The sequence below is a fragment of the Comamonas jiangduensis genome, from assembly GCF_030162955.1.
GTDB lineage: Bacteria > Pseudomonadota > Gammaproteobacteria > Burkholderiales > Burkholderiaceae_C > Comamonas > Comamonas jiangduensis.
Genome location: NZ_JARXOV010000006.1, coordinates 133,315 through 147,285 on the forward strand (window position 1 = coordinate 133,315; position 13,971 = coordinate 147,285).

A 13,971-nucleotide genomic window follows, 5' to 3' on the forward strand; every position below is an offset into this window, starting at 1 on the left:
GCCGCATCACGAAAGCCCTGCCAGCAAACGCTGCAGGGCTTTTTCATGACCGTGGCCGGCACCTTGGTACAGGCCTGCGGGGAATGGGCTCAAGCGCCCCAGAGCATCGAACGCATCGAAATGGCTGCCATCTGAAAGTCAGCGTTGAAATGCTGTGCACGCTCTTCTTTGCCCACCGCGCCTGCGGCATACAGCAGCGGCAAATAATGGTCGTACGTGGGATGGGCCATTTGCGCCACCGCCCCCATCTGCTGAAAGTCGCTCAGCCCCGCCAAGTTCCCCTGGTCCACATGCTCCGCCACCATCTGGTCAAACTCGATGGCCCAGTCATACGCCTGCAACGGTGACTGGGTGCGCTGCAAGGCGCGCAGGTTATGCACCACGTTGCCACTGCCCACAATCAGCACGCCACGCTCGCGCAGCGTGTGCAGCTGCTGCCCCAGCGCAAAGTGTTCGGCAGGCGGGCGGCTGTAGTCGATGCTCAGTTGCACCACGGGGATGCTGGCATCGGGAAACATGGGCTTGAGCACGCTCCAAGTGCCGTGGTCCAGCCCCCACTCGTCGGTGTCCACCCCCAGCGGCTGCTGGTTATGCGGGTGGTGCAGCTCGGCTGCCAGCTGCCGGGCCACGACGGGCGCGCCCGGTGCGGGGTATTGCTGGTCAAACAGCGCATGCGGAAAACCGCCAAAGTCATGGATGGTTCTGGGCTGCGCCATGCCGGTCAGCCATGCGCCCTTGCCTTGCGTGATCCAGTGCGCAGAAATACACAACACCAGTTGCGGGCGCTCCACCTGGGTCAGCAACTTCTGGCCCAACTGCTGCCAGCTTTGGCGGTAAGCGTTGTCCTCTATCGCATTCATGGGGCTGCCATGCCCCACAAACAGCACCGGCATGCGGCTCGAAGGCCTGAGCTCCGTAATACCCGCTTGCGCGGCCGCGCTATCCCATGTCTGACTGATGGTCATGCTGGCTCCTGTGGCCGCCAACGCTGTGGCCCCTGCCGCTGCGCCCAGCCAATGTCTGCGTTGCATCGTCCTGCGTCCCTAAAAAACTGCGCCACTGCGCTCAGGTACCTTTGCTGCAGCGCCTCAGCGCAGGGCAAAACCCAGGGCAATTCCGGCAAAAATCGTCATACCAATGTAGTGACTTTTGCTGAAGGCAACAAAGCAGCCTTCGCGGGTACGCGCCTTGATCAGCGTGAAGTGCCACACCACCTGCGCCGTCGCCAGGGCCATGCCCAGCCAGAAAGGCCAGCCCAGGCCATAGGGCAAGACAGCCAAAATGGTCAGCCCCAGACACAGCACAAAAAAGGCCATGATGCCCAGCACATCAAAACGGCCCAGCGTGATGGCGGAAGTTTTCATGCCAATTTTTAAATCGTCATCGCGGTCCACCATCGCGTATTCGGTGTCATAAGCCAGTACCAAGAACATATTGGCCAGCCACAGCACCCACGCCGTAACCCCGACATCGCCCGTCACTGCGGCAAAAGCAATCACGATGCCAAAGTTAAATGCAATGCCCAAAAAGGCCTGCGGCATGGCAAAAAACCGCTTGGTAAACGGATAGAGGATGGTGAACATCACCGCAGGCACCGACCAGGCCACAGCCTCCCAGCGCGTGGTCAGCACCAGCGCAAACGCCACCAAGGTCAGCACCAGCCCCACCAGTGCAGCTTCTTTCACGCTGATTTGCCCGCTGGTGATGGGCCGCTGCGTGGTGCGCTTGACATGTTTGTCAAAGTCACGGTCTGCAATGTCGTTGATGGTGCAGCCCGCACTGCGCATCAGCACCGTGCCCGACACAAACACCAGCAGCAAATGCCAGCCCGGAAAACCTTCAGCCGCCACCCACAGCGCCGCCAGGGTTGGCCACACCAACACCAGCCAGCCAGCAGGACGATTCCAGCGGATGAGGTCCAGGTAGAGCGCGAGCTTGGAGCGAAGTGCAGCGCTGGCTGCGGAATGGGTGGTCGAAGTGGTCATGGGCAAATTGTCGCGCGAAATGCACAACGCCCGCTGGCGGCGGGCGTTGTGGTGGGTGGCTGAAGCTGCCCGCGCCTTCAGAGCGCGCGGGACAGTCGGGCTGCTTATTCTTCCAGCAGGGAGCGCAGCATCCAGGCGTTTTGCTCGTGCACGGTCAGGCGCTGGGTCAACAGGTCGGCCGTAGGCTGGTCGTTGGCCTTGTCGGCCAGCGGGAACAGCTCACGCGCCGTGCGCGCCACGGCTTCGTTACCTTCGACCAAGATGCGGATCATCTCGTTGGCCTTGGGCGGCGTTGCGGGCACATCGGGCAGGCTGGTCAGCTTGCCGAACTGACCGTACGAGCCGGGCGCAAAGTGGCCCAGCGAGCGAATACGCTCGGCCACAGGATCGACGGCGTTCCACAGTTCGGTGTACTGCCCCATGAACATGGTGTGCAGCGTGTTGAACATGGGGCCGGTCACGTTCCAGTGGAAGTTGTGCGTGGTCAGATAGAGTGTGTACGTGTCTGCCAGCAGACGCGACAGACCTTCCGCAATCAGCTCTCGGTCTTTGGCGCTGATGCCAATTTTGATGGGCATGGCCGCTGCTGCGGGTGCAATTTTGACCGTTTGCTTTTTCGCTTCTTTCGCCATAGTACTTCTCCTCAGTCATACAAACCGATGCAGCCAAACAAGTTGGCGCATCACATGGTTACGCCGTAATAACTAATGTAGCGCATGACCCTGCGTTCAAACTGCAGTCGGCCGCCGCGATGGTTTCAGGGGCTGAGCAACCCAAGGTGCTGAATCAGGTGAGCAACTGCACCCCAGTCAACTCGCAGGCATAGACGGCGTTGCGCAATGCAGCAATCGCTTCATAACGCGTAAAACTGCGACGCCAGGCCAGCACTACCCGGCGGCTGGGTGTGGGTACGCCATCTTCGCTGCGAATTGGCAAATAACGGATGTGCGGGTCATCCGAGGTGCGGCGGCGCTGGGTGGTCAATGCATCCGCAGGCACCGACAGGCGCGGCACCAACGTCACGCCCATGCCCGCAGCCACCATGTGTTTGATGGTTTCCAGCGATGAGCCTTCAAATGTGCGGCGAATGCCTTCGGCGTTGCTCGCGTAACGGGCGAACTCGGGACAGACTTCCAGCACATGGTCGCGGAAGCAATGCCCTGCGCCCAGCAGCAGCATGGTTTCGTTTTTCAGCTCGGTGGTTGTCACCGACTCCTGCTGCGCCAAAGGGTGGGTGTTGGGCACCGCTGCCATGAAGGGCTCGTCGTACAGCGGCGCCATCGCCAATCCCGTATCGGGGAATGGCTCAGCCAGGATGGCGCAGTCAATTTCACCGGTGCGCAGCATTTCGAGCAATTTGACCGTGAAGTTCTCTTGCAGCATCAGCGGCATTTGGGGCGTCATCTTGATGGAGTGGCGCACCAGTTCCGGCAGCAAATAGGGGCCAATGGTGTAGATCACACCCAAGGTCAGCACGCCGGACAACGGGTCCTTGCCACGCTTGGCAATTTCTTTGATTTCCGCGGCCTGCTCCAGCACGCTTTGCGCCTGACGCACAATGGATTCGCCCAAAGGCGTCACCGACACCTCCCCGGCACTGCGCTCAAAAATCTTGACGTCCAGTTCCTCTTCCAGCTTCTTGATAGCCACCGACAGCGTGGGTTGCGAGACATAACAAGCCTCTGCGGCACGCCCAAAGTGCTTTTCGCGCGCGACGGCGACAATGTATTTCAGTTCAGTGAGCGTCATGGATGTTGAATATGTCTACCGGTGAACAACCAGCTATTTTGCATGGGTGTAATCGAATGTACCGAATCCGCTGCATGCACATGCTGGGGCATGGGTCATTTCCGCGCTTGTCCTACGCCTTGAGGAACTCTGCTTTGGTCCCCAGCCAGCGCTGGATGTGCTGCTGCGCCAAATGGGGATAGCGCTGGAGCATGTGGGGCGCCAGCGCTTTGGCCCATTCCAGCAGAGCAATGTCTTTGTCCAAATCCGCAAACCGCAGCAAAGCGTCGCCCGATTGACGCGCTCCCAAAAACTCTCCGGGGCCACGGATTTCCAGGTCACGCCGCGCGATTTCAAAGCCATCGTTGGTCTCAGCCATGGCGCGCAGGCGCTCCTTGCCGGTATCGGACAAGCGCCCGTTGTCGTTGACGGAATACAGCAACACGCAGGCAGATGCAGCAGCCCCACGCCCTACCCGCCCACGCAGCTGGTGCAACTGGCTCAGGCCAAAGCGCTCGGCGTGCTCAATCACCATGAGTGAAGCATTGGGCACATCCACACCCACCTCAATCACCGTGGTTGACACCAGCACGCCCATGATGCCGGCCGTGAACAGTTCCATCACGGCCTTTTTCTCAGCCTGTGGCATGCGTGAGTGCAGCAGGCCCACTGTCACGCCGGGCAGTGCCTCGCTCAGATCGGTGTGCGTGGCCGTGGCATTCGACAAGTCCAGCGTCTCGCTCTCTTCGATCAGCGGACACACCCAATACACCTGCCGACCGGCGGCCACCTGCGCACCGATGCGGGCAATGACTTCGTCTTTGCGGCTGTCGGAGATCACCTTGGTGACGATGGGCGTGCGGCCCGGCGGTAGCTCGTCGATCACCGAGATATCCAGGTCGGCGTAATAGCTCATCGCCAGCGTGCGGGGAATGGGCGTGGCACTCATCATCAGCAAATGCGGCTCCAGCCCCTGGTGCGCCAGCTTCTGGCGCAAGGCCAGGCGCTGCGCCACACCAAAACGGTGCTGCTCATCAATCACGGCCAGCGCCAGGTTGTGAAATCGCACCTGCTCCTGGATAACGGCGTGCGTGCCCACCACCAAGGCAGCTTCACCACTGGCCACCAGCTCCAGCATGGCAGCACGCTCTTTCTTTTTTTGTGCCCCCGACAGCCAGGCCACTTTTTTGCCCAAAGGCTCCAGCAGCGGCTCCAGCCAGCCCACCAGTTTGGCGAAATGCTGCTCCGCCAGAATTTCGGTGGGCGCCATCAAGGCACACTGCCAGCCCGAGGCAATGCACACCATGGCCGACATGGCTGCCACCACGGTTTTGCCCGAGCCCACATCGCCTTGCAGCAAGCGGTGCATGGGCATGGGGCGTGCCATGTCCTGGGCAATTTCACGGCACACACGCTGCTGCGCGCCCGTCAATCCAAACGGCAGTTGCTGCAAAAACTGCTCCACCAGTGTCGAATGCCCCGCCTCTGCCACAGGCACTTGCAACACGGGGGCCCGCAATGCCGCGCGCTCTTGCCGGGCCTGGTATTGCGACAACTGCTGTGCCAGCAGCTCCTCAGCCTTAAGCCGCTGCCACGCGGGGTGGGAATGGTCTTCCAGGGTCGCCAAAGCCACATCGGGTGTTGGGTGGTGCAAGAAAGCGAGCGCCTGGCGCAATCCCATCAAGGGCTGGAGCCCATTTTCACCCCAATAGTTCATCACCGGCGGAGGGGTATCTGGTGGCAAGGTTTCCGGCAACTGCACACGCTGCATGGCGCTGGCAATGGCACGGCGCAAGTACGGCTGCGGCAACCCTGCCGCTGTGGGGTAGACCGGCGTCAAGGCCTGGGGCAGCTCTCCCCCAGCCACTTTGAAGGCCGGGTGCATCATCTGCCGCCCCCAAAAGCCGCCTTTGATTTCGCCACGAATGCGCAGCTGTGTCCCCACCGCCATGGTCTTTTGCTGCGATGGGTAAAAGCTGAAAAACGTCAGCACGCAGGTGCCTGTGCCATCGTCCACGGTCACCTTCAGCATGCGGCGTGGGCGCAACTGCACCTCACACTGCGTCACCGTGGCTTCGATTTGCACCGTGTCGCCATCGCGGGCATTGCGCAGCAAGGTGATCTTGGTTTCGTCCTCATAGCGCAGCGGCAAATGCAGCACCAAGTCGATGTCCCGCACCAGCCCCAGCTTGTGCATGGTTTGCTGAGCGGGACTGGGCGCAGCCTTTTTGGCAGAGGGAGAGGTTGAGGACGGCATGAATCTTTGAGGGTTGCAAAACACCTGTCGGCGGCGAAAAGGCTAACATGCGCCAAGACGTTTCTAAACGTTGCTTTCCCTGTCAAGCGCGCATTTATGCTGAAAAAAATTCCTATAGAGCATCTGCAGATCGGTATGTATGTCCACGACCTGTGTGGATCATGGCTGTCGCATGATTTCTGGCGCACCTCGTTTATCGTCGACAAACCGGTAATTCTGAACAAGCTGCGCGCCGGGGCCGTGCAAGAGGTGTGGATTGACACCAGCCGTGGGCTAGATGTGCCCGACAGCAGCACTGCCAGCACGCCCCCTGCAGCCTTCACATACGACACCACCCCGGCAACGCTGGGGCAGGAGTTGCAGCGTGCCGCCGCCCTGTGCGAGGAGGCGCGCGACGCCGTGCTGCACATGTTCAGCGAAGCACGCATGGGTCAGGCCGTGGACCTGAATACAGCAGACACACTGGTCAGCGCCGTATGCAACTCGGTGGAGCGCCACCCGAATGCCCTCATCAGCGTGGCCCGGCTGAAAACCGCCGACAACTACACCTATATGCACAGCGTGGCCGTGTGCGGCCTGATGGTGGCGCTGGCCCGCAAGATGGGCATGGATGCCGCGCAAGTGCGGCAAGCCGGCATGGCCGGGCTGCTGCATGACATGGGCAAGTCACATTCCCGCCTGGAAATTCTGAACAAACCTGGTGCCTTGACCGACGAAGAGTTCAAGCACATGCAGCAGCACCCGGTCAAAGGCTACGTCATGCTGCAGGGCGTGGTGGAAGACGAAGAGGTGCTGGAAGCCTGCCTGCACCACCATGAGCGCATGGACGGCAAAGGCTATCCCCATGGGCTGTCCGCGCCAGACCTGCGCCCCATTACCCGCATGGCAGCCATTTGCGATGTGTACGACGCCATCACCTCCAACCGCCCGTACAAACAAGGGTGGTCGCCAGGTGTGGCCCTGCAGCGTATGGCGCAGTGGTGCCCCGCCCACCTGGATGCGCACATTTTCGAAACCTTCGTCAAAACCATTGGCCTGTATCCCATCGGCAGTCTGGTGCGCCTGCACTCGGGCTTGCTGGGGGTGGTCTGCGCGCCTGCGGAAAACAGCATCTCCACCCCGCATGTGGTGGCGTTTTATGACATCACCGCGCAGCGCATGCTGCAGCCTGCCAAGCTGCTGGACCTGAACAAACTGCCCCAGGAACGCATCGTGGCAAGCGAAGACCCCACACAATGGCCTTTCACCAATCTGGAAGCCCTGTGGCAAAAAGCCGCAGCCAGCGCGGCCTAACGCCCTCCATCGCCTTGCGGGCATGCGCATACGGCGGCTGTGCACACGCCCACGTCATCAGCACAAGCCCATCATGTCAGGCATGGGGGATTGCAGCGTTGCAGATGGAGCGCAGCGCGAACCGCCTGCCTGCGCAAGCACTCACCAGCCTGGGCAACGCCCCACCGATAGCCCTACCAGCACTGCTCAGGGCGCATAGGCTTCGCCAGCGGCGGCCGTTTCTGCCTGCATGGCGCAGTTGCGCCCGGCACTTTTGGCGCGGTACAGGGCCTCGTCGGCCTCACGCACCAGCAATTTGGCGCCGGCACCCGTGGGCACCTGGCTAAACACCCCCGCGCTGATGGTTACTACCTTCGCGATGGGCGAGCTCTCATGCTCCAGCCCCAGCGCTTGCACCGCATCGACCATGCGCTGTGCGACGGCCATCGCGCCTTCCATGGTGGTGTCCGGCAAAATCACGGCAAACTCTTCCCCGCCATAGCGCGCCACCAGATCGGTCTCGCGGTGGGCGCCGCTTTGAATGGCCTTGGCCACGGCCTGCAAGCAGGCATCACCTTGTAGGTGCCCATAGCGGTCGTTGTAGCGCTTGAAGTAATCCACATCAATCAGCACCATGCCCACCGGTCGGCCACTGCGCCGCGCCATGGCGCAGGTTTGCTCCAGCCGCTCATTGAAGTGCGCGCGGTTGGCAATCCCCAGCAAAGCATCGGTATTGGACAGCGCTTTCAGGCGCGTGTTGGCTGCTTCCAGCTCTTTGGTGCGGCGCGCCACGCGCGCTTCCAGCGTTTGGTTGGCCAGCGCCAGTTGGGCGTTTTGTGATGTCAGCGCCGTATACAGCTTGCCAATCATCTTCAGCAAGGCCTGCGTGCCGTTGTCGTGGTTGCCACGCTCTTTGTCGTAGGCATCTGCGGGCAGCATCCCGTCCTGGATGGATTTGATTTGCCGCGCCATGGACTGATCAATACCCAAAATATGCAGCCCCAGCCAAGAAGTCAAAAAGCCCACCAAGGTGGTGGCGGGGTCGGACATGGTGGTGCGCTGCGCCCACAGCATGATGACCTGCTCCACAAACTGCTGGTGCATGCAGCGATGGCTTTCCACATGGCGGGGATCCACGCCGAATGTCTGCATCAACGCTTCTTCTTCCTGGAAGTGATGCTCGGTGTAGGCCAGCAAGCGGGCATAGGTATCGGCCAGCACCACTTCACGATCGCTGCGCTTGGAGAACAGGCCCCGGCTGAGTTCATTGAACAAGTCCACCAGCGCATGGTGCTGCTCATCCACGGAATCCAGGTCCGTGACGAAATGCTGATCCCATACAAATGCGGTGTCCATGCTCAATGCCTTGGATAAATAAAAAAACGACAGGCCGTGGTATGTAATCAAGTGTAAGAACGCCGATTGCACCCGGTCGTGATGCGCATCAAAGGTTGTCGGCACAGACACTAGGGTTACCCAGTACCAGCAGGGACATTCGCTGCGACTTGCTGCAACCACAGCCACAGATTTGCGAGAATCCTTGCCTTTGGTTTTACCTTGGAACGGGCTTGTCAGGCCCTCAAGAACACGCATGTCTCTCAGCCCCCGCGCTCATACCCTCAGTGATTTTGACTTTGTGCTCCCCGAGCACCTGATTGCCCAACACCCGGCTGCCGAACGCAGCGCCTCCCGCCTGCTGGATGCGCGGGCGCCGGAGTTGGTCGACCGCATCTTCAAAGACTTGCCCGATCTGCTGCATGAAGGCGACCTGCTGGTGTTCAACGACACCAAGGTGGTCAAGGCCCGGGTGTTTGGCGAGAAAGCCAGCGGCGGCAAGCTGGAGTTGCTGATTGAGCGTGTGCTGCAAGACAACGAAGTCGTGGCCCACATGAAGGTCAGCAAAAAACCGCTGCCCGGTGCCAAGGTGCACCTGCACGGCGGTTTGGGTAAGGGTGGTTTTGATGCCACCTTGCTGGGCCGCTGGCCTGATGAGAATGGCCCGCTGTTTCGCTTTGCGCTGCACGGTGCCAACGGTGCAACGCCTTGGGAGCTGATGGACCAGTTTGGCCACCTGCCGCTGCCGCCCTACATCGAGCGCAACCAGAACGCCGAGGTAGACCCCGACGAAGCCGAAGACACCGAACGCTACCAGACCGTGTTTGCCAGCCACCCCGGTGCAGTGGCCGCACCCACGGCTGCGCTGCACTTTGACGACAAGGTGCTGGCCGCGCTGAAAGACAAAGGTGTGGAGACCGCCGCCGTGACGCTGCACGTGGGCGCGGGCACCTTCCAGCCGGTGAAGACCGAGAACCTGGCCGAGCACCAGATGCACAGCGAGTGGTACAACATTCCCCTCGAAACCCTGGCCGCGCTGGAGCGCTGCCGCCAGCGTCGCGGTCGCATCATTGCCGTGGGCACCACCAGCGTACGCACGCTGGAGTCCTGGGCGCGCACCGGCCAGATTTCGGGCGACACCAACATCTTCATCACCCCCGGTTTTGAGTTCCGCGTGGTGGACTGCCTGATCACCAACTTCCACCTGCCCAAGAGCACGCTGATGATGCTAGTGAGTGCGTTTGCGGGCTACAAGCACATCATGGATGTGTACCAGCACGCCATTGCCCACGGGTACCGCTTCTTCAGCTATGGCGACTCCATGCTGCTGGAGCGCCGCCGCTAAGCAATGCTGGCCTCCATGCAGGCCTGCTAAAAAACATAGCCTCCAGCGCTTAACAATCAAGGACTTCAAAGTGTTTTCACCTTGAAGTCCTTTTTACATGAGCGCTAGGCGCTCATTTTTTCAAAAAGCATGCATCCATCCAACGTCACGCAAAGTAGTGGCACAAGCGCTGGCCCCTGACCTCGTGCACGCTCACGTCAATCTCGTACAGGCCACTGAGCACCTCGTCCTGCACCACCTGGGCGGGCGGGCCTTCGTGGGCCACACGCCCCTCTTTCATGGCGATGATGTGGTCGGCGTAGCAACTGGCAAAGTTGATGTCGTGCAGCACCACCACCACGGTTTTGCCGCGCTCGTCCACCATGCGGCGCAGCAGCTGCATCATGCGCACGGCATGCGCCATATCGAGGTTGTTGAGCGGCTCATCCAGCAGGATGTAGGGCGTGTCCTGGCACAGCACCATGGCAATGTAGGCACGCTGGCGCTGGCCCCCCGAGAGCTCGTCCAGATAACGGTCCGCCAGTGCCTGCAGTTGTAGAAACGCCAGTGCCTCATCCACATGGCGCACATCCTGCGCCGTCATGCGGCCTTGGCTGTGCGGAAAGCGGCCAAACCCCACCAGATCACGCACCGTCAGGCGCAGGGCAGACTGGTTGTCCTGCCGCAAGATGGCCATGACCTTGGCCAGTGCATCACTCGCTGTTTTGGCCACATCCTGACCCGCCACGAGGGCGCTGCCGGAGGTGATTACATCCAAACGGCTGACCATCGACAGCAGCGTGCTTTTGCCCGCGCCGTTGGGGCCGATGATGGCCGTGAACTGCCCCTGCGGAATCTGCACCGATACCCCGTGCAACACCGTATGGCGACCGTGGCGCTTGACCACTTGGCGTGTCTCAATCATTGCTTACCCTTGCGCACCAGCAGGTAGATGAACACCAACCCGCCGACAAATTCCACCACCACCGACAGGGCGGAGTTAAAGCCCAGCACCCGCTCCAGCAACACCTGCCCGGCCAGCAGCAGCACACAACCCCACAGCACGGCCGCAGGCAGCACCCACTGGTGGCGGCGCGTACCCATCCACTGGTAAGCCATATTCGCCACCAGCAGCCCAAAAAAAGTCACCGGCCCCACCAGCGCGGTAGAGACGGCCACCATGGCGCACATCAACACCAGCAGGCGCAACACCTGGCGCTGGTAGTTCAGGCCCAAATTCACCGCCGCATCGCGCCCCAGCGCCAGCACATCCAGCACATGGCGGCGTTGCCAGAAATACGCAGCGCCAACAGCCAGCAGCAGCAACGCAGGCCACAGCAGCTGGCTATGGATGGTGTTGAAGTTGGCAAACATGCGGTCTTGCAGCGTGGCGAACTCATTGGGGTCAATCATGCGCATGACAAAGCTGGTCATGCTGCGAAACAAAATACCCATGACCATGCCCACCAGCAGCATCAGGTGCAGGCTGCGGCTGTTGCCTGTGAACAGCCAGCGCATCAGCGCCACGCTGAGCGCCACCATGAGCACAATCTCCAGCCCAAACTTGGGGTACACGCCCAAGCCCACCACCCCGACCGAGCCCAGCACCAACACCAGCACCGCCTGCAAAAACAGGTACAGCGCATCCAGCCCCATCACCGCCGGCGTGAGGATGGTGTTGTGCGTCACCGTCTGGAACACCACGGTCGACATGCCCAGCGCACAGGCCACCATCACCATGGTCAGCACCTTGGTGCCCCGGTGCTGCAGCACAAAGGTCCAGTCGGCCTGCACACCCACCGTCATGAACGCCACCACGGACAAGACGGCCAGCACCACCAGCACCCCCAGGCGCGTGCTGCTGCGTGACCACCATGCGCACGTCTGCACTGGCTGTGCAGACAGCATGGGCAAAGCATTGTCTTGCGCCATCACTTACCCCTGCCGCGCACGGCGGCGCAGCAAAATTACCAAGAACAAGGCGCTGCCCACCACGCCCATCACCGTACCCACGGGAATTTCGTAGGGCGCAATGATCAGGCGCCCCAGCAGATCGCACAGCAGCGTCATGGCAGCCCCGGCTGCAGCCACCCATAGCACGCTGCGCCGGACGTTGTCGCCCAGCACCAGGCGCACCACATTCGGCACAATCAAGCCCACAAAGGGGATGGCACCCACCGTCACCACAATGCAGGCTGTCACCACCGACACCACCACCAACCCTTGCAGCACCAAGCGCTGGTAATTCAAGCCCAGGTTGGTGGCGAACGTTTCACCCAAGCCTGCGACCGTAAAGCGGTCAGCGGCCAGCATGGCCAGCGCCGTCACGCCCAGCGACAGCCAGAGCATTTCATACCGACCTTCCACAATCACAGAAAAATCTCCGTTAGAGAACGCGCGCAGCGACTGGATCATGTCGTACTGGTAGGCAAAGAAGGTGGTAGCGGCCTCGATCACGCCCGCCAAAATCAAGCCAACCAGCGGCACAATCCAGGCAGAGCGCAAACGGATGCGCGAGAGCACCGCCATGAACAGCGCCGTGCCCGCCATGGCGGTGGTGGCCGAGATACCCATCTTGGCAAACACGGGCAAATCGGGGGCGAACAACATGCACACCAGCATGCCCAGCGTGGCCGACTCCACCGTCCCCATGGTGGACGGCTCGACAAAATGGTTGCGTGCCAGCATTTGCATGAGCAAGCCTGCCACCGCCATGGCACTGCCCGCCAGCATCAGCGCCAGGGTGCGTGGCACGCGGGAATACATCAGCACCTGGGCCACCATGGCGTCATCGCTGTCGCTCCACCAGGTGTTCCACGCCACATCGCTCACACCCACCGACAGACTCCACAGCGCCAATGCAAAAAGGGCCACCAGGGCCCCTGTCCACGCCAGCGCAGTGCGCCCGGCGGGCGTGCGATTACTGGGAGAAGGCATCGGACAACTGCTTCAAGTTCTCCTTGAGCGCGGTGGGCCCGGAGTTGGACAGCGTGTACCAGTTGGCGGCATTCAAATACACCACCTGCTGGTTGCGCCAGGCCTTGGTGGCGTGCACCAGCTTGTTGTCCAGCAACCTCTTGGCCGCATCGCCTTCTTTGCCGATGGCGGCATCGCGGTCCAGCACCAGCAGCCAGTCAGGATTGGCCTTGAGCAGGTATTCGAAGGACACGGCCTGCCCGTGCTTGGACACTGCAATCTTGTTCTTGGTGGCTGGCACACCAAATACCGAATACAGCATGTCAAAACGCGAGCCCTGGCCGTAGACGCTCAGCTTGCCGCCATTGGTCATCAGGAACAGCGCGCCACCTTTGCCCGCTGCCTTGGCCTTCACCCCGGCAATGGCTGCATCAATCGACTGGATCTGCTGCTCCCCCTTGTCAGGTACGCCATAGATGGCCGCGATGCTACGAATGTTGCGGTATACATGGGCCATCTGGTTTTGGTTGTCGACGGTCACATCCAACACCGGGGCGAACTTCTTGAGTTCTTCAATTTTGGGCAGGGTGCGGTTGCCTGCAATGATGAGGTCGGGCTTCATGACCTTGACCTTCTCGTAGTCAGGCTCAAACAAGCTGCCAATTGGCGGGTACTTGGCGGTATCGCGGTACTTGGCCAGCGATGCGGGAATGGCTTGGTTGGGCACACCCTGCACATCACCGCCAATCGACTGGATGATGTCCAGCGCACCCAGGTCATACACCAGCACCGTCTTCGGCTGCAGGGGCACTTGCACATCGCCCGTGTTGTCCTGCACCTTGATCGTGCTGGCCGCCTGGGCCGCCGCAAAAGGCAGTGTCACAGCAAGCACCAGTGCGCCCCATGTTTGGCGGCGCGTCCATACAGCAGTCATATTCCCTTTCCTTGGCCGCCTCTGCAGTCAGAGGTTCGGCCCAGCACAATGTCAAAAGATGGCTGCATTGTATGAGAATCATTCTCAATACTTGCCGCATGGTCATGTTCCGTTGCGCCAACTCCGAAGACAGACTTGTCGTTTTGCTCCGGCAAGCGACCGTGCCACTGCCTACAATCCATCGCGCACGCCTTGCATGGTGCAAGCGGGTGCCGGACAC

At 60.9% G+C, this 13,971-nt stretch carries 12 protein-coding genes; 2 read left to right on the forward strand and 10 right to left on the reverse strand.

Features of this window, described 5'->3' with window-relative positions:
• Positions 1-89: 89 nt before the first annotated feature.
• From ygiD to recG, 5 genes are all read right to left on the reverse strand, one after another.
• Positions 90-965: a 4,5-DOPA-extradiol-dioxygenase gene (gene ygiD, locus QEP12_RS06955; protein WP_174862323.1), complete on the reverse strand. Its 876-nt coding sequence runs from the start codon at positions 963-965 to the stop codon at positions 90-92.
• Between the two features lie 123 nt (positions 966-1,088).
• Positions 1,089-1,985 (reverse strand): 4-hydroxybenzoate octaprenyltransferase, encoded by an 897-nt coding sequence (gene ubiA, locus QEP12_RS06960; protein ID WP_284213789.1) that lies wholly within the window; start codon positions 1,983-1,985, stop codon positions 1,089-1,091.
• A gap of 104 nt (positions 1,986-2,089) precedes the next feature.
• Positions 2,090-2,617: a Dps family protein gene (locus QEP12_RS06965; RefSeq protein WP_174862318.1), complete on the reverse strand. Its 528-nt coding sequence runs from the start codon at positions 2,615-2,617 to the stop codon at positions 2,090-2,092.
• A 154-nt stretch (positions 2,618-2,771) separates the two neighbouring features.
• On the reverse strand, positions 2,772-3,734 hold the full coding sequence (locus QEP12_RS06970; RefSeq protein WP_219163042.1) for a LysR substrate-binding domain-containing protein: 963 nt from the start codon (positions 3,732-3,734) through the stop codon (positions 2,772-2,774).
• 112 nt (positions 3,735-3,846) lie between these two features.
• Positions 3,847-5,970, reverse strand: coding sequence for an ATP-dependent DNA helicase RecG (recG, locus tag QEP12_RS06975; protein WP_284213790.1), 2,124 nt, complete (start codon positions 5,968-5,970; stop codon positions 3,847-3,849).
• A 96-nt stretch (positions 5,971-6,066) separates the two neighbouring features.
• Between recG and QEP12_RS06980 the strand changes: the two genes are divergently transcribed.
• Entirely contained in the window at positions 6,067-7,263 is a 1,197-nt protein-coding gene (locus QEP12_RS06980) for a cyclic di-GMP phosphodiesterase (protein ID WP_174862315.1), read from the forward strand.
• A 186-nt stretch (positions 7,264-7,449) separates the two neighbouring features.
• Here the strand turns inward: QEP12_RS06980 and QEP12_RS06985 are convergent, their stop codons facing one another.
• Entirely contained in the window at positions 7,450-8,598 is a 1,149-nt protein-coding gene (locus QEP12_RS06985) for a GGDEF domain-containing protein (RefSeq protein ID WP_284213791.1), read from the reverse strand.
• 235 nt (positions 8,599-8,833) lie between these two features.
• Between QEP12_RS06985 and queA the strand changes: the two genes are divergently transcribed.
• Complete coding sequence (queA, locus tag QEP12_RS06990) at positions 8,834-9,922, forward strand: tRNA preQ1(34) S-adenosylmethionine ribosyltransferase-isomerase QueA (protein WP_284213793.1); 1,089 nt, start codon at positions 8,834-8,836, stop codon at positions 9,920-9,922.
• A 145-nt stretch (positions 9,923-10,067) separates the two neighbouring features.
• Here queA and QEP12_RS06995 read toward each other — a convergent pair whose 3' ends face one another.
• The 4 genes from QEP12_RS06995 to QEP12_RS07010 are packed head-to-tail and all read right to left on the reverse strand — an operon-like array spanning position 10,068 to position 13,751.
• Positions 10,068-10,826 carry an iron ABC transporter ATP-binding protein gene (locus QEP12_RS06995; protein WP_174862313.1) on the reverse strand — a complete coding sequence of 253 codons (759 nt, stop codon included), beginning with the start codon at positions 10,824-10,826 and terminating at the stop codon, positions 10,068-10,070.
• Positions 10,823-11,833: an iron chelate uptake ABC transporter family permease subunit gene (locus tag QEP12_RS07000; RefSeq protein WP_431308070.1), complete on the reverse strand. Its 1,011-nt coding sequence runs from the start codon at positions 11,831-11,833 to the stop codon at positions 10,823-10,825. Before QEP12_RS07000 ends, QEP12_RS06995 begins: the two co-directional genes overlap by 4 nt.
• 3 nt (positions 11,834-11,836) lie before the next feature.
• Positions 11,837-12,838 carry an ABC transporter permease gene (locus QEP12_RS07005; protein ID WP_284213794.1) on the reverse strand — a complete coding sequence of 334 codons (1,002 nt, stop codon included), beginning with the start codon at positions 12,836-12,838 and terminating at the stop codon, positions 11,837-11,839.
• On the reverse strand, positions 12,822-13,751 hold the full coding sequence (locus tag QEP12_RS07010) for a siderophore ABC transporter substrate-binding protein (protein WP_174862312.1): 930 nt from the start codon (positions 13,749-13,751) through the stop codon (positions 12,822-12,824). The genes QEP12_RS07005 and QEP12_RS07010 overlap by 17 nt, the downstream gene beginning before the upstream one ends.
• Between the last annotated feature and the right edge of the window lie 220 nt (positions 13,752-13,971).

Coding starts and splice junctions, on each gene's coding strand:
- QEP12_RS06970 (WP_219163042.1), bottom strand. CDS start 3,734: ATGACGCTCACTGAACTGAAATACATTGTCGCCGTCGCGCGCGAAAAG.
- recG (WP_284213790.1), bottom strand. CDS start 5,970: ATGCCGTCCTCAACCTCTCCCTCTGCCAAAAAGGCTGCGCCCAGTCCC.
- QEP12_RS07000 (WP_431308070.1), bottom strand. CDS start 11,833: ATGGCGCAAGACAATGCTTTGCCCATGCTGTCTGCACAGCCAGTGCAG.
- QEP12_RS06980 (WP_174862315.1), top strand. CDS start 6,067: ATGCTGAAAAAAATTCCTATAGAGCATCTGCAGATCGGTATGTATGTC.
- queA (WP_284213793.1), top strand. CDS start 8,834: ATGTCTCTCAGCCCCCGCGCTCATACCCTCAGTGATTTTGACTTTGTG.
- ubiA (WP_284213789.1), bottom strand. CDS start 1,985: ATGACCACTTCGACCACCCATTCCGCAGCCAGCGCTGCACTTCGCTCC.
- QEP12_RS07005 (WP_284213794.1), bottom strand. CDS start 12,838: ATGCCTTCTCCCAGTAATCGCACGCCCGCCGGGCGCACTGCGCTGGCG.
- QEP12_RS06985 (WP_284213791.1), bottom strand. CDS start 8,598: ATGGACACCGCATTTGTATGGGATCAGCATTTCGTCACGGACCTGGAT.
- QEP12_RS06995 (WP_174862313.1), bottom strand. CDS start 10,826: ATGATTGAGACACGCCAAGTGGTCAAGCGCCACGGTCGCCATACGGTG.
- QEP12_RS06965 (WP_174862318.1), bottom strand. CDS start 2,617: ATGGCGAAAGAAGCGAAAAAGCAAACGGTCAAAATTGCACCCGCAGCA.
- ygiD (WP_174862323.1), bottom strand. CDS start 965: ATGACCATCAGTCAGACATGGGATAGCGCGGCCGCGCAAGCGGGTATT.
- QEP12_RS07010 (WP_174862312.1), bottom strand. CDS start 13,751: ATGACTGCTGTATGGACGCGCCGCCAAACATGGGGCGCACTGGTGCTT.